General features: G+C 37.8%; 19 protein-coding genes. 4 read left to right on the top strand and 15 right to left on the bottom strand.

The window, feature by feature from the left end; genetic code table 11:
* Positions 1–211: 211 nt before the first annotated feature.
* The 7 genes from ACFYKT_RS08545 to ACFYKT_RS08515 form a co-directional block, all read right to left on the bottom strand.
* Positions 212–466, bottom strand: a complete 255-nt coding sequence (locus ACFYKT_RS08545) for a stage VI sporulation protein F (protein WP_389218273.1) — start codon at positions 464–466, stop codon at positions 212–214.
* Positions 467–637: 171 nt separating this feature from the next.
* Positions 638–775 carry a YjcZ family sporulation protein gene (locus ACFYKT_RS08540; RefSeq protein ID WP_389218270.1) on the bottom strand — a complete coding sequence of 46 codons (138 nt, stop codon included), beginning with the start codon at positions 773–775 and terminating at the stop codon, positions 638–640.
* Between the two features lie 85 nt (positions 776–860).
* Positions 861–1,217, bottom strand: coding sequence for a stage V sporulation protein AE (spoVAE, locus tag ACFYKT_RS08535; protein WP_389218267.1), 357 nt, complete (start codon positions 1,215–1,217; stop codon positions 861–863).
* Between the two features lie 21 nt (positions 1,218–1,238).
* On the bottom strand, positions 1,239–2,252 hold the full coding sequence (gene spoVAD, locus ACFYKT_RS08530) for a stage V sporulation protein AD (protein ID WP_389218264.1): 1,014 nt from the start codon (positions 2,250–2,252) through the stop codon (positions 1,239–1,241).
* Complete coding sequence (spoVAC, locus tag ACFYKT_RS08525) at positions 2,252–2,731, bottom strand: stage V sporulation protein AC (RefSeq protein WP_389218261.1); 480 nt, start codon at positions 2,729–2,731, stop codon at positions 2,252–2,254. The genes spoVAD and spoVAC overlap by 1 nt, the downstream gene beginning before the upstream one ends.
* A gap of 15 nt (positions 2,732–2,746) precedes the next feature.
* Positions 2,747–3,220: a sporulation protein gene (locus ACFYKT_RS08520; RefSeq protein ID WP_389218258.1), complete on the bottom strand. Its 474-nt coding sequence runs from the start codon at positions 3,218–3,220 to the stop codon at positions 2,747–2,749.
* 393 nt (positions 3,221–3,613) lie between these two features.
* Positions 3,614–3,970 carry a DUF1360 domain-containing protein gene (locus ACFYKT_RS08515; RefSeq protein WP_389218255.1) on the bottom strand — a complete coding sequence of 119 codons (357 nt, stop codon included), beginning with the start codon at positions 3,968–3,970 and terminating at the stop codon, positions 3,614–3,616.
* Positions 3,971–4,112: 142 nt separating this feature from the next.
* On the opposite strand from ACFYKT_RS08515, the gene ACFYKT_RS08510 reads away from it, so the two are divergent.
* Positions 4,113–4,616 (top strand): CotY/CotZ family spore coat protein, encoded by a 504-nt coding sequence (locus tag ACFYKT_RS08510; RefSeq protein ID WP_389218252.1) that lies wholly within the window; start codon positions 4,113–4,115, stop codon positions 4,614–4,616.
* 46 nt (positions 4,617–4,662) lie between these two features.
* On the opposite strand, the gene ACFYKT_RS08505 is transcribed toward ACFYKT_RS08510, so the two are convergent.
* The 4 genes from ACFYKT_RS08505 to mgtE form a co-directional block, all read right to left on the bottom strand.
* Positions 4,663–5,286, bottom strand: a complete 624-nt coding sequence (locus ACFYKT_RS08505) for a CotO family spore coat protein (RefSeq protein ID WP_389218249.1) — start codon at positions 5,284–5,286, stop codon at positions 4,663–4,665.
* Between the two features lie 134 nt (positions 5,287–5,420).
* The gene (gene fabI / locus ACFYKT_RS08500; protein WP_389218246.1) at positions 5,421–6,191 is read right to left on the bottom strand and encodes an enoyl-ACP reductase FabI; all 771 of its coding nucleotides are present in this window, start codon (positions 6,189–6,191) and stop codon (positions 5,421–5,423) included.
* 105 nt (positions 6,192–6,296) lie between these two features.
* Positions 6,297–8,159 (bottom strand): monovalent cation:proton antiporter family protein, encoded by a 1,863-nt coding sequence (locus ACFYKT_RS08495; protein WP_389218243.1) that lies wholly within the window; start codon positions 8,157–8,159, stop codon positions 6,297–6,299.
* 25 nt (positions 8,160–8,184) lie between these two features.
* The gene (mgtE, locus tag ACFYKT_RS08490; RefSeq protein ID WP_389218325.1) at positions 8,185–9,540 is read right to left on the bottom strand and encodes a magnesium transporter; all 1,356 of its coding nucleotides are present in this window, start codon (positions 9,538–9,540) and stop codon (positions 8,185–8,187) included.
* A 278-nt stretch (positions 9,541–9,818) separates the two neighbouring features.
* Here mgtE and prpE point away from each other — a divergent pair, with 278 nt between their 5' ends.
* Positions 9,819–10,547 carry a bis(5'-nucleosyl)-tetraphosphatase PrpE gene (gene prpE, locus ACFYKT_RS08485; RefSeq protein WP_389218240.1) on the top strand — a complete coding sequence of 243 codons (729 nt, stop codon included), beginning with the start codon at positions 9,819–9,821 and terminating at the stop codon, positions 10,545–10,547.
* Between the two features lie 341 nt (positions 10,548–10,888).
* On the opposite strand, the gene ACFYKT_RS08480 is transcribed toward prpE, so the two are convergent.
* The 4 genes from ACFYKT_RS08480 to ACFYKT_RS08465 form a co-directional block, all read right to left on the bottom strand.
* The gene (locus tag ACFYKT_RS08480) at positions 10,889–11,773 is read right to left on the bottom strand and encodes an RluA family pseudouridine synthase (RefSeq protein ID WP_389218238.1); all 885 of its coding nucleotides are present in this window, start codon (positions 11,771–11,773) and stop codon (positions 10,889–10,891) included.
* Positions 11,774–11,922: 149 nt separating this feature from the next.
* Positions 11,923–12,717, bottom strand: a complete 795-nt coding sequence (locus tag ACFYKT_RS08475) for an NAD kinase (RefSeq protein WP_389218235.1) — start codon at positions 12,715–12,717, stop codon at positions 11,923–11,925.
* A gap of 58 nt (positions 12,718–12,775) precedes the next feature.
* A complete protein-coding gene (locus ACFYKT_RS08470; RefSeq protein ID WP_389218232.1) occupies positions 12,776–13,396 on the bottom strand; it encodes a GTP pyrophosphokinase in 621 nt (206 codons plus the stop codon).
* A gap of 108 nt (positions 13,397–13,504) precedes the next feature.
* Positions 13,505–13,876 (bottom strand): UPF0738 family protein, encoded by a 372-nt coding sequence (locus tag ACFYKT_RS08465; RefSeq protein WP_389218229.1) that lies wholly within the window; start codon positions 13,874–13,876, stop codon positions 13,505–13,507.
* A gap of 123 nt (positions 13,877–13,999) precedes the next feature.
* Between ACFYKT_RS08465 and ACFYKT_RS08460 the strand changes: the two genes are divergently transcribed.
* Positions 14,000–14,587, top strand: a complete 588-nt coding sequence (locus ACFYKT_RS08460; RefSeq protein WP_389218226.1) for a CYTH domain-containing protein — start codon at positions 14,000–14,002, stop codon at positions 14,585–14,587.
* 18 nt (positions 14,588–14,605) lie between these two features.
* On the top strand, positions 14,606–15,247 hold the full coding sequence (locus ACFYKT_RS08455; RefSeq protein ID WP_389218223.1) for a lytic transglycosylase domain-containing protein: 642 nt from the start codon (positions 14,606–14,608) through the stop codon (positions 15,245–15,247).
* Positions 15,248–15,467 lie beyond the last annotated feature (220 nt).

The following is a 15,467-nucleotide window of genomic DNA, read 5'->3' as shown; positions in this document are numbered from 1 at the left end:
CTAATTTGCGTTTCACTCGATTTTCTGTACGAGGAAAATCGAAGGTAGAGAACGAAATGGGGCTCGCATTAATGGCAGTGAATTTAAGAAAGTTCACTGCAAACAACTAAGGTAATAGAAGAGTTTAAACGAAAATATAGAAAAAGGTGAATTTGAGTGCGCTCAAATTCACCTTTTTCTATATTTGAAGCTAGTTATGTCCCAGCCTCTTTCATTTTTTGTTGATCATTTTTGAAATTGTACCGAAATCAAGCTGTTTCCCTTCAGCAACAATGGATTTCACAATTTTATCTTCTGTTTCTTTAGAAACTGGCTTATTGGCGATCTGTGAAACGCGTCTAATCACGCCTCTGACTGTATTTTCATCTTTAAAGTTCGCATTTTGTAGTGAACTAGCTAATTCAAATACATCATTCATATTGACGCCTGTTTTCTTTTCAAGGTTTTTAAAGAAATGATTATCCATTTTAAAGATCACGCCCCTTCTTAAACTACTTTATATAGTATGAAGGGGCGCAAGAAATGTGAAAGACGTCTCCACTAAAAAAGGGAATTTACTAATTAATCCATCATAGCATTCATGGATAAAGGTTGATTTCCGCTCCAGGAGCTCCAATCAACTAATCATATTAATCCATTAACAGAAACTAGCGCCAACAATGATTAACAAAATAAATAATACTACGACTAGAACAAATGTAGAGCCACCGTTGCCACCTTGACCGCCATATCCATAACCGCCATAGCAGCAGCCGCCACCGAACCCAAAGCCCATACCTATCACCTCACTTTTATAATCTTTACAACATATGTAATTAAACTAGTGGGTGTATAGGCAAGCTTCCTATTTCTGTTGATCTTTATCCCTTTGGTTTAAAGATCAGTGCTCCAATAAAACCGAAAACAATGGCTGCTGATATACCAGAGCTTGTCACTTCAAACATGCCAGATAACACACCAACAAGCCCATGTTTTTCTGCCTCATTCATCGCACCGTGTACAAGGGAATTACCGAAGCTTGTAATTGGTATCGTTGCTCCTGCCCCTGCAAAATCAATTAATGGTTCATAAAGTCCTAATCCATCCAACACCGCACCAATTACAACAAGAAAACTCAACGTATGTCCTGGAGTTAATTTCGCCACATCGAATAATAACTGTCCGAAAACACAAAAGAGCCCTCCAACGACAAAAGCCCAAAAAAACATCGCTATCATCTTTCTATCCCTCCATTCTTATTAGTTGATCTCAATTGATACGGCATGTGCAATACAAGGAATGGTTTCATTTTGCTGGAAGGTTAAGGGTGAAAGGAGAGCACCCGTTGCCACAACTAGGATCTTTTTATACACCCCTTGCTTCATTTGATTAAGTAAATGTCCATATAGGACAGTTGCTGAACATCCCGCTCCGCTTCCTCCCGCATTGACGGGCTGGTCTTCTTTATAGATCATTAGGCCGCAGTCCTTAAATTTCTCTCTTTCGATTTTCAGTCCAGCATTTGTAAGTAATTCAAACGCAGTATTTTGTCCAATCTGTCCCAAATCTCCTGTGACAATTAAATCATAATATGAAGGATCTATTTGCAGATCTTTAAAATGGGCAATGATCGTGTCAGCAGCAGCTGGGGCCATTGCTCCTCCCATATTAAACGGATCGGTTAATCCCATATCTACAACTTTACCGATCGTTGCTGAAGTCGTAAAAGGGCTATTTTGAACTCCATCATTCACTTTTACAATTGCCACTCCTGCGCCAGTTATTGTCCATTGAGCAGTTGGCGGCTTCTGACCACCATATTCTGTTGGATATCTGAACTGCTTTTCTACTGCAGCATTATGACTAGCAGCACCTGTTAATACATGCTTTGCCCCTTGATAATTGATCATGAAAGAAGCCAGAGCCAATCCCTCCATGGAAGTGGAGCATGCGCCAAAAATACCAAGGTATGGAATTTGATTCGTTCGTGCACTCATACTAGTCGGTGTGATCTGATTGATTAAATCTCCCGCAATAAAAAAGTGAATGTCATCTTCCAGTAAATTCGCCTTTTTAAGTGCCATTTGATTGGCCTCTTCTATTAAAATGCGGTGGGCTTTTTCATATGAATCTTGCCCCATCCATAAATCATCATGGAGAATATCAAAATCTGCAGCTAGCTTCCCGTTTGCTTCAAAAGGACCGCCTGAAACACCTGTTGCAGTTATGACAGGACGATTTTGAAATACCCAAGATTGTTTCCCTTTTAGCATTACAAAACCCCCCACTGGATTAAGATTGTCTTGATAAGTGCCACAACAAATGCTGAAAACACACCAAATAAGATAACTGAGCCTGCAAGTTTAAACATATTTCCTCCTACGCCCAGAACGAATCCTTCCGTTTTATGCTCAATTGCTGCAGAAATGACCGCATTCCCAAATCCAGTAACTGGTACGGCACTTCCTGCCCCGCCGAACTGTCCAAGATGGTCATAGATGCCAAACCCCGTAAGAAGCATAGAGAAGAACACCATTGTCGCGACTGTCGGGTTTCCAGCTGTTTGTTCTGTAAAATTAAAGAAATATATATAGAAATAAGTGACTGCCTGTCCAATTGTACAAATCAATCCCCCGACCCAAAAGGCTCTTATACAATTTTTTAAGACTGGTCTCTTCAGCTCATGCTTTTGTTGAAGCCCTTGATACTTTTGTTGGGCTGGTGTCATGTTTTTCATTTTTTTATTCCCCATCGCTAGCTCTCCTTCCTATGCCATTTCATTTTTCAACTTAATAATTTCCTTTAATCTTTTGTTCGCTTTTTTCTTAGGGTAATCAGGATCTTCCATTTTCTCATTTAGCTTCACCGCTTCTAAAAAAATTTTATAATCACTTGATACGGTGAAGTTTTCATCAGGGTATTTCTTTTCTAGCATATCATTCATTTTCTTTTCAATTTTCTTCATGTGAAACCGTTGGAGATGCTTTACTTTATAAGCAACAAGGGTATCCTCTTCTCCTTTAACTATTGCTACATCATATAATTCCTTAATCGATTCTATATCTTTTTTAATGCTCTCAACTAAATCCAGCTTATTTTCCTTATTGTTTTCAATTACTACAGGGCTTGGATTTGTCGTTTTGATTAAGGCAAGCTCACTTTCGTTTGAATCATTCTGGCTGCAGCCCAGCAACCCAACAAATATGAAAGCGGCCATACAAAAGTATTTTATTCTCATCATTAACCCTTCCTATTCAGAAATCATTTATGATTATTGTCCACGAAAAAATGTGAAATTATGAATGAATTCCCATAGTCTCTTATTACCAATTCTTGAAAAAAAATCAGCCGGCGTGCACCGGCTGATTTTTAGCTCAACTTCTTTTTCCCACATCCACAACCTTTTTTCTTCTTCGTCGACTGCTGTGGCTTTATTTTCACTGGTTGACCATATTTATTTAACATCATGTGCCCCCCTCCTCTAATTAAAGATCTTGCTGAGTACGGATCCACTCCTACATAGAAAGTGTTCTTATAATATATGACAATGATAAATTGCTTGTGTAACACAGATGCCTATCCAAAAGGAGAATTTAGATTATCGCTAAAGGGCAGTCTTAAATGAAACCTTGAATTACTCCTCCAACCATTTTTGAATAAGTGTTTCAATAATGGCTGCCAACCCAGCTACCGCTAACACAAGAAGAATTGGCAGTGCTATATGTGGGATATATAAATACATTAAGCATAGAAAGAGGGAGGACCATATCCCCGTACACCAATAGCAGCTTAGCAAATTTCCAATGAAACCACGCAAACCTCCTTTTAAGGGGACCAGATAAATTTCTGTTTCGCCCTTCTCATTTGTTTCCTCTTTCTCTTCAAAAAAAGGTCTTCTGATAAATTCTGTAATTTTATCATAGACAAACAGCCTTGTCAGCCGAAAGCTTGCCAAGGCTAATATCACAAGCTCCATAAATGAAAAATACACAATTAATGGCCCCCATCCTTTAACTTTTATAAAATAAATGCCTATTTTTACATAAAACAAGGCGTTTGTCCGTTACCCATAGTGGACTTCGGCAATATGTTATTAGTGTAGTATCACAAGAATCAAACAAGGAGGAAACAAAATGGGTTGTGGAAAAAAAGACGACTTTAAAGGCAAAAGCTGTGTATGTGAAGTAGTTCGTGCGATAAAAGACATTCAAGATAATGCAGAAGATGTATGTGAATGCCCTTCCAACTGCTTTTTAGAACCGCTGGGAGCAATTTCTCCATCTAGGAACAAGAAGCATAAGCGCCCGGATACACGTGTTTTTGTATTAAAAACAGCAGATGGTTCACCATTCCATGCATTTTTCACTGGCAATGATTGTGCATGCGTATCAATCTTCTTCCGAGTCGAAGATGTATTTGACAACTGCTGTGCAACATTACGTGTTCTTGAACCAGTCAATAGAAAAGACGGTCCAGACAGGACAGTTGACTTAGTAAAGAATTGCTGCATCGATTTAGAACAGGTCTGCAAGGTTGACTACTTCCGCTCTACAGATGACTGTATCACAGTTGACTTAAGCTGCTTCTGTGCAGTTCAATGTATCGATGATGTAGATCTAAATATTTGCGAAGACTAAAAATGAAGCCAGTCGTAAATTACGGCTGGCTATTTTTTACAAGAAATCATTTTCTTAATCCAATCATTTTTATTTCCTTTAACGTCTCCAATCTAACTTTTTCAATTTCACCATCGAATAGCTTTAATTCAATCATGTCATTCGTCTGACTTATGAGAAAGCCCCTAAATGTTTTCTCATCTGTTTCAAATATACAAGCAACTGGGGGCAGCTGTTTAGGAAACTCTAATAAATAATGGAGCTGCTCTGTTATATTCATTTCTTTAAAGCCCTTTAATCTATTGAATGCCGGTTTTCTTTCTGTTCGAAAGGCAAAAGATGAAGTTTCCTCTCTTTTTCTACGCTCGATTTCAAATTCTTCTATCTTATCCTGTACCTTTTCACTATGGATAGCTGCAGATTCTGTTCTTTTCGTTTCTGCTTGCACTTCTTTTTGAAGATGAGGGGCATTCGCTCGATCAGCCTCTATCAATTTCTCAACATGACTTTCTCCCTTTTTCTTATCCCCGACAGTCAATTTTGTATCTGTATCTATCGATTGAAGCATCTGTTCTTTCGCTTGCATTTCAGCCCTTCTACTAGAATAAGTTTCCTGCATTTTCACTTTTGGAAACTGGAAACTAGGCTGCTGAATATAAAGCAAGGGTTCTTTCTGTTTTTTCTTTACCATTACGGTCCACCTCCACATACATATGTGTTCACCTTATATGTATGCAATTTGGATGATGACGTTGCTTAGGAATCAAAAAAACCTGCTTCACAATTGTGAGCAGGCATCTTTGACATGTATATATCGACTAGTCATTAAACAATATGGAATCCAGAGTCAACGTGAATATTTTCACCCGTAATTCCTCTTGATAGATCACTGAAAAGGAATGCAGCTGTATCGCCAACTTCTTCAGGAGTTGTTGCTCTGCGCAATGGAGATCGTTCTTCGATTTCCTTAAGGATCGAATTAAAATCACTTACTCCCTTTGCAGATAAAGTCCGGATTGGCCCAGCAGAAATCGAATTCACGCGGATACCATCTTTACCAAGATCATTTGCTAAATATTTTACACTTGCATCTAATGAGGCTTTCGCAACACCCATTACATTGTAGTTTTTGATTGCACGCTCTCCGCCCAGATAAGTTAAAGTGACAATACTTCCGCCTTCTGTCATTAATTCCTTTGCTTCCTTTGCCACAGCTGTTAATGAATAAGAGCTGATATTATGTGCAAGCAAGAACCCATCACGTGTTGTATTCATATAATCACCTTGGAGTTCTTCTTTATTAGCAAAAGCAATACAGTGTGCAATCCCATGAATTGTACCTGCATACGCCTTAATTTCTGCAAAGCATTTAGCAATTTCCTCATCATTTGTCACATCACATGGCAGTACGAATGAATTAGCTGGCTCAAGTGATTCTGCCAGTTCCCGTACACTTTTCTCCATTCTCTCACCAGCATAGGTGAAAATTAAATTTGCACCTGCTTTGTTAAGCGATCTTGCTATTCCCCAAGCAATACTGCGTTTATTAGCCACACCCATTACGACAAACGTTTTTCCATTCAATGAAAGAGTCATTTTTATATCCTCCTGAATTATCACATGTTATTAGTACCTAGTACTAATTTTACTATAATTATTCTAAAAAGAAAAGTACTCTAAATAAAAAGGTTACACGATAGGCTAGCACCACTCACAAAACTCAAGTTCTCGTTTTAGTTCATCAACGTATTCCTTTGTACCGGTAACAATTAAACGGTCATTTAGCTGAAGTTCTGTATCCCCATGTGGAACGATCGAATCATGCCCACGGAAAATCCGGACAAAAATAACATCTCCTGTAAACGGGAAGGTTCTTAAATTCATTCCAGCAAACTGATTATTTAGTAATTTAATCTCATATAAAGCTGTTTCCTGATTCGTTAGGATGTTCATTACACTTGGGGATTCAATCAAGGCCTTAAGCAATGTCTTTTGCGACATTAAGACAGAAAACACTTCGATATCATGTTCCCACAGACTTTCTTGCAAGTCCGGACTCTCTAATCGACAGATCACCCGATCAATCCCATACTCCTTAAATGCAATAGCAAGCGTCGCATTCGCCTCTTCATCTCCAGTGGAAATAACAACAATATCTGCTGTAGATGCATCTGTCTGCGTAAGCAAAGTAAAGGAGTAATCCTCTAATTCGACAATATCAAATAAAGAATCTGAAATACTCTTATCTGCCTTTTCTTGCTTCTTATGGTATAGGATTGGTTCATATAAGCCAGTTTTTAGCTCCCTGTAGACAGGCAAGGTCAGCTGATTCGCTCCAATAAATGCGACTTTCAATTTCTTCTCATTACTAACTTCTCTCGGGAATAGCTTTTTAAAAACAATTGGTGTGAATATACTTGTAATAACTGCTACAAGGATTAATGTCCCGCTCATCTCCGCTGTAATTACACCAATCCTTTCACCGATTGTTGCCGCAGCAATCACTAATGATAAGGTCGACGTAAGCAAGAAAGCCGAAGCTATCGTCGTATTCTTGTCATACCATCTTTTTAATAAATAGACTGGGATAATTTTAGACAAAAGCAGTGCAATAAGCAATAGCGGTATTAACATCAGCATTTTCTTATCGCTTAATAATGACCAGACATTTAGATCAACACCAACCATTACAAAGAAAATGGGGATTAAGAAACCATATCCAAATGAATCTAGTTTATGAACAAGCTCTTGATTCGGAGCAAGCAAGGAAACAAGTACTCCAGCTAGAAACGCACCTAAAATATTTTCTGCGCCAACTGTTTCTGATAAGGCAACAAGAAAGATAATAAGGGCAAATACCGCTCTTGTACCAATCTGCACCGTTCCCGTTGCCATCGCCTCAATAAACTTGCGGTTTTTGAATCTTCTTCCAATGAAATACAAAAGTACTCCAGCTGCAAAAAGAATAAGAAGCAGCCATGTATTTCCTTTTCCGCCATCATATAATGAGACAAACACAGCTAGTAGAATCATTGTTGCTAGATCAGCAATGACTGCTATTAGTAGGATAATTTGCCCAATTGTAGTTTTCATTAGATGAGCTTCCTTTAATGTCGGAACAACAACCCCTAATGAAATGGTCGAAATAATTAATGTCATCAAGAATACATTATCAATAAAACCCATCAATACAAACAGATAGGATAAGCCTAGTGAAACGACAAAAATACCTGCAAAAATGATGGATGATACGATAAATGCATTCGGTTCTACTTTTCCACTTGGAAGCTTCTCACGTTTTTTATTCCCTGTAAATGCAGTAAAATCAATTTCCAGCCCGCTGAGAAACATAAGAAAAATAAATCCAAGTGTTGATAATGTTTCAAGCCACATATCGGGATGTACAATATTAAAGCCCGTTTTCCCAATAATTAAACCCATCAAAATTTCTGCCACAACAACAGGTAAAAAATTCATCTTTAAACGATGAAGCAGAATAGGTGTCAGAAAAGCAACAATAATTACAATGACAAGTGATGCCACTGATGCTCCATGTTCTTCCATCGTATCTCCCCTTTTGAATAAAGTCTCATTTGATTAGATAGCTCATAAATATTGTCGCCATCCCAAAGTAAATGAGAATACTAATGAGGTCATTAATTGTTGTAATAAAGGGACCAGAAGCCACAGCTGGATCAATTTTAAATTTGTGCATAATGAGCGGTATGAGGGCTCCAGCTAATGTAGCAACGATTAATGTACATAGTATAGATATACCAACAAGAATTCCTAGAAATATATTCCCTTGCCAGAAAAAAATAATGATGGCAACTAGGATTCCGCATATTGCTCCTGTAATTAGACCAGTTCCAGCTTCCCTAAGAATGAGCTTCCATTTGTTTTCCTTCTCTAAATCTCCTGTTGCAATCCCCCTAACAGCAACAGCAAGGGCCTGTGTTCCTGTATTCCCAGCCATTCCTGCAATCAAAGGAATGAATACAGCAAGTATCGCTACTTTATTTAAGGTATCCTCAAAACGGCCAATCAAGCTTGCGGTCATCATTCCAAGAAACAACAAGATAATTAGCCAAGGCAATCGTTTGCGTGCAGCTGAAAATGGACTACGGTCAATTGTATCCATATCAGAAACGGCAGCAAGCTTTGAGTAGTCATCAGATGCTTCTTCCTCCATAACATCCATGACATCATCCACTGTTATAATTCCCAATAAGTGATTTTGAAAATCAACAACTGGCAAAGCAAGGAAATTATAATCCTTAATTTTCCGAGCAACCTCTTCCTGATCCTCTCCAACAGAAACAGAGACAATCCGGTCATTCGTTATTTCAGAAATCATCGTATCATCATCATTAACAATTAAATCCCTTAATGAAATAACCCCAGCCAATCTTTTATACTCATCTAAGACATAGATATAATAAATTGTCTCTGCTTTGGGTGCCTCATTTTTCAAAATATACATGGCTGAACGGACCGTTTGATTAGCTGAAATGGATACAAAATCGGTCGTCATAATACTTCCAGCCGTATACTCCTCATAGTGAAGAAGTTCCTTAATTTCTTGCGCAGCTTCTTTATCCATGATCGTTAAATAGCTGACAACCTGGTCTTTTTCAAGTTCATTAAGAACGTCGACGGCATCATCCACATACATTTTCGAGATCATATCTGCTGCATAATTCGGATTCATTTCTGCGAGAACATCTTTATAATCATTATCATCAATTTCTAGATTCTCAAAAAGCGTGGCCATTTCTTCAGGTGAAAGATAATGATATATTTTTTCTCGGTTAATTTCATCTAATTCCTTAAAAAATGAAGCTTGATCATAGGGATGTAATTCTAAAAATTCATTTCGGAATTTCTCAATGTCTTCATTTTGTAAAGAATCGATTAGTAACTCCCGATTCATCTGATGGATCATGTTTTCTTCTTTTATTTCTTCCATCTTTACTCCTCCTCTCTTCCATTTGCCATTAATACCTCATAATACTAGCAAATCTTCACTTTTTTGTCGCTTACTTTCTTTTAAATTGTTATTACAGTTACTTTTCCCCTGTTCCAAACATTTCAACCTTTTGTATATTTCAGTCTATATTGGGTTCTCATGTACAAAGTTTTGTAGAATAGATCATCGAAAAAATTGAAATGATAAAATGGACTGCAGTAGGGAAACTCTTTAGATAGAAAGAGGAATTAGAAATGAAATTAGACATAATTGGGGATATTCATGGTTGCTTTGATGAATTGAAAGAGTTGACCATTCAACTTGGGTATAATTGGGACGATGGCAACATCCCGATACATAAGGATGGGAGAAAATTGGCTTTTGTCGGTGATTTAACCGATCGAGGGCCACACTCATTGAAAGTGGCAGAAACCGTTTGGAAACTTGTCGACAAAGGCTTCGCATATTATGTCCCTGGGAATCACTGCAATAAGCTTTATCGTTTTTTTAAGGGCAATAAAGTTCAGCACACACACGGACTTGAAACAACTGTAGCTGAATTTGAACTTCTTGATCAAAAAAGGAAACAGGAAATCAGCAAACAGTTCATCCATCTTTACGAAAATGCACCATTACATATGGTTCTTGATAAAGGGAAGCTTGTCATTGCCCATGCAGGAATTCGTGAAGATTTAATCGGAAAGAATTCAAAGCAAGTCAAAACCTTTGTTCTTTACGGTGATATTACTGGAGAGAATAATCCGGATGGATCTCCTGTACGCCGAGACTGGGCAAAGCAATATAATGGGGATGCTATTATCGTATATGGGCATACACCAGTAAAAGAAGTTCGTAAAGTAAACAATACATACAATATTGATACAGGTGCCGTATTTGGAAACAAATTAACTGCACTTAGATACCCCGAGTTTGAAATTGTCTCGGTACCATCGAAAATGCCATTTGTTGAGGAGAAGTTTTGAGAGATATAGAAGATTCATTTTTTACGTATCATTTTTTTCTAGTTTTTTACATTATTAGGCTCTATACCTATTTTACGTACCCGCTTTTTCTAGGTTTTTACATTATCGGGCTCTATACCTATTTTACGTACCCACTTTTTCTAGGTTTTTACATTATCAGGCTCTATACCTATTTTACGTACCCGCTTTTTCTAGTTTTTTACATTATCGGGCTCTATACCTATTTTACGCATCCACTTTTTCCGATTTTTTACATTTCCAGGCACTATACCTATTTTACACGCCTGCTTTTACTAATTTTTTGACACCTCAAAGCATAAAAAGCCGGGGGTTCCGGCTTTTTAAATTAATTGCCTCATATCATCAGGAAACTCCTGCTTAAATGTTAACTGTTTTTCTAAAAAGGGATGATAAAAAGATAATTCCCTGCAATGAAGTGCTTGCCTCGAAATTAAATCCACTTTTCCACCGTATAGATCATCTCCCAAAAGCGGGTGACCTAGATAAGACATATGAACACGAATTTGATGGGTACGCCCTGTTTCTAATTGCAGCTTGAGATGGGTAAATGATTGATAAGAACGAATGACCTGATAAAATGTACATGCGTATTGACCATCTGAGTGAACTTCTCTTTCAATAATACTATCTTTTTTACGGGCGATCGGTTCTTCTATTTTTCCTTCATAAAATGGAAAAGTGCCTTCAGCAAAGGCTTCATACACTCTTCTCACCCCACCATTCTTTTGCTGTTCACTTAAAAGATGATGGACATGTCGGTGCTTGGCAATAAGCACCATTCCAGATGTATCTCGATCAAGCCTTGTCACTATATGGGCCGTCGCCTTCAACCCTTTTTGCTCGTAATAGCCAATCAAGGCATTGGCTAAACTTCCAGAGGGATGCTCCCTTGATGGAATTGTGCTCATATGTGCTGGCTTATTAACGACAATGACATGTTCATCCTCATATAAAATGTTTAAAGAAATCGCCTCAGCTTTGATCCCTTCACTTGGACATTCCTCTGGGAAACCAACTGTTAATACATCATCGTACTTTAGTAAATAACGTACCGTTTGATCGATGCCATTTACTTTAATAAATCCGCCATTAAATTTAATATCTGTTAAAGCCATTTTGGAGACATGTTTTTCTTTTAAAAAATCCTTAATGACTTTATCTGCATCCTGTTCCGTAATGGTCCAGCGTAATTGAAATCTTGTCATAACATACTCCTAAATCCGCTTTTCTTTGTCCAGCTACGGCGGCTAGGGGCTCGAGGTCATAAGTCATCTCGTCATGAAGGTAAAGAACAACCTTCCTGCCGACCTGTCTTATGCTTGTCGCCCCTGAACAAGCCGCCTCCGCTTTTCTTTTAATCCGCAACGAACGAGTCGTGGACTCTTTTCCAGAAAGGAAAGGGGCGGAATCGGGCAAAGCGAATTCTTTCATCAGCTACACGGAATTGGATCGACTTTACATCTTTATGCAGCATCGTTATATGATCCACTGCGATATGGAAGTCTGGTGTATTCACAGGCTTAAGTGTACATGTATGATGTGCTGGCAAGACGAGTGGGGAACCGACCGTCCGGAAAACTTTATTATTAATCGAAGCCATTTCTGCAAGCTGGATCGCCGATAAAGAAGGATGAAGAATCGCACCGCCCAATGCTTTATTATAGGCTGTACTACCAGAAGGAGTGGATACACATAGTCCATCTCCTCTAAACCTTTCAAAATGCTGGCCTCGTATTTCAACGTCCATAACAAGCGTGCCATCTACAGCTTTTACTGTTGACTCATTTAAAGCCAAATTCCTTGTTTCCCTGCCCCCATGCTGGTAGCGGATAATCACCTCAACTAGAGGGTACTCACTCACCTGATAAGGTGTTTTTGCAATAGCAATAACTAGCTTTTCAATCTCCTCTGGCACCCAATCCGCATAAAAACCTAGATGACCTGTATGAACCCCTACAAAAGCGGTTTTATCTAAGCGTCCTGCATAGCGGTGAAATGCGTACAGCAAAGTGCCATCCCCGCCAACAGAGATGACAATATCAGGCTGCTCTTCATCATATATAAGCTCAAAATCCAATAAATACGTCTTCATTTTATGCATGAGCGTATTTGATTTTGTATCCCCTTTTGAGGTAATAGCAAATTTCATCAGATTCATGCTCCCTTTTATTAGAAATATGAACTCGAGTAAAAACATTATGTAAATGCTACTGTTCTTTTTTCTTCGTAAAAAAAGCCTGTGCTTCCTGTATTTCTCCACGAATTAGAGACATCTCTTCATCAAGCCTAAAAGCTGCTTCTGCTGCGCGTTGGAGTCTCATTTGGATATCCTTCGGGAACTGTCCACTATATTTATAATTTAAGGAATGCTCAATAGTGGCCCAAAAATTCATAGCAAGCGTTCGAATTTGAATTTCAACAAGAATTTTCTTTTCCCCATTAATGGTTTGAACAGGATAACGGATGACCATATGGTAAGAGCGATAACCGCTCACTTTCTTATGAGAGATATAATCTCTTTCTTCTACAATTTCAAAATCATTTCTATTTCTAAGCAATTCAACCACTCTCTTAATATCATCTACAAACTGGCACATCATTCGCAAACCAGCAATATCCTGCATTTCTGTTTCGAGTTTATCCAACGGGATTCCCTTTTGGTTGGCTTTATCTAAAATGCTAGCAATCGGCTTAACCCTTCCTGTAACAAATTCAATGGGTGAATGAGAGGTCGCTTGTTCGTATTGTTTTCTCATTCCTTTAAGCTTTACCTTCAATTCTTCGACTGCTTGCTTATATGGGCTTAAGAATTGATCCCAGTGCTTCATTTGTCAAACACCACCTCATCCTAAATTGAAAAGCGCAGGGCTTATGGTTTTAGGTAATATGCATACTCCAAGTCGCTGGAAAGGTTTCATATTTATTAATCCTTCAATTTATGAAAAAGTGCTCTCTACTTTATTAACCATTTCATCACCGTAATTGCTATTTCCTTTTATATTCTCAATTAAGTAGCTTAATTCTTCATAGAAGCCCTGCAGAAGCAGCCGCTCCGTCTGATTACTTAAATATACTGGTGCATTTTTTTCATGCCCCTCTTTAACCTCTGGCCATTGAGAATCAGGTATTGCTATATATGTATAATCATCATGGTCATCTACAATGTAAATAAAAGAGAGGTTATCTGAATCAACAAGCATTTGCTCCATCGGCTTCCATTCGGACACTGGAAATTCCTCTTCTACATACATTATTAATTCTTCATTTTCATTTACTTTTGCATTCTTAATTATAATTTTCTTTTTCATCTCTTCTACCTCCAAACTCTTTTATTATTCTATCATATGAAGAGAAATAATCTAAAAGAAATTTGCGGCTACGTCTAGAGAAAGTGATAATAAGATCATAACGAATGGAAGGATGAATATGCTTTGGCCCAAAATATCGAAATTGAATTTAAAAATATGATTACAAAACAGGAATTTGAAACATTATTGCGTTTTTTTCACATAAACGAAGAGGATTTCTTCACACAAGAGAATCATTATTTTGATACACCTGATTTTCAATTAAAAGAACAAGGCTCTGCCCTTCGGATTAGAAGAAAAAAGGAGCAATATGAACTAACCTTAAAACAACCACACCCGGACGGTCTCTTAGAAACGAATGAAATACTTGATGCATTATTAGCAGAAGAAATGTTCAAAACAGGAGAATTACGCAATCTGCCTATAAGAAAGATGATCACAAACATGCATATTGATCCTGATAAGCTGCAATATTTTGGCTCATTAACAACAAAGAGGGCTGAAACTGAATACGAAGAGGGCTTAGTCGTTTTAGACAATAGTTACTATTTAAATATAGAAGATTTTGAGATAGAATATGAGGTAAGCAACAGAAAAAAAGGCCAAGCAGTATTTGAGGCCTTGCTCACCCAGTTAAGCATTCCCCTACGGGAGACTGAAAACAAAATCAAACGGTTCTATAACGTAAAATATATGCAGCAAAACGGTTAATAAAAGGAGATACTTATTATGAATGTCGAGCAATTGAAAGTCGCACTTGAATTACAGGCTTTAAAAGGTTTTAATCGTTCGGAAGCAGCCTCTGATTCAAATTCGCTATTCCAGGAACTTCTTACTGAATTTTTATCAGATGAGAATTCCTCAACATCTTCCGAGCTTTCAAAAGTTCAGCTAGGATCGATCGCTTTATTAGAAACTGATTTAAACACATCTGTTCCTGCTCTTGGGGGGGCCACACTGCCTCCTTTTCAATTAACAAAGCTTACTAGCTCAAATAAGGACTTCAATGAAATGATTGAAAAGGCAGCAGAACGATATAATATTCCAGTGAAGCTGCTTCATTCCGTTATAAAGCAGGAATCGAATTTCAATCCAAATGCCGTAAGTTTTGCAGGTGCATCAGGCCTCATGCAATTAATGCCTGACACCGCTAAAGGCCTCGGTGTCAAAAATATTTTTGATCCACAGGAAAATGTAAATGGCGGTGCAAAGTATTTACGGCAAATGTTAAATAAATATGATGAGAATATCGATTTAGCCCTTGCAGCTTATAATGCTGGACCAGGGAATGTAGATAAATACAATGGTGTTCCACCTTTTAAAGAAACTCAAAATTACGTACAAAAAATTAAAAACAGCTTCCTTGCTTGATTAAGCCTATTCATAATCCGTCTAATTGCTCGCAATGGACGGATTTTTTATGAGTGAAAAAATAAATGGTTGGTCTGATTAATTGAACAATCCTTTTTGCATGAAGAAATAACCAGTGAAGTAATTAACTAAATGGCTTTTGTAAGCTATTTATTTGAGATATAAATCACTCATTGATAGAATATAGGTAATTCAGCAGATAGTACTACTAAACTGCATA

This window comes from Cytobacillus mangrovibacter (assembly GCF_042865275.1).
Lineage (GTDB): Bacteria > Bacillota > Bacilli > Bacillales > Cytobacillaceae > Cytobacillus > Cytobacillus mangrovibacter.
This window is presented reverse-complemented; position numbering and strand designations above follow the sequence as displayed.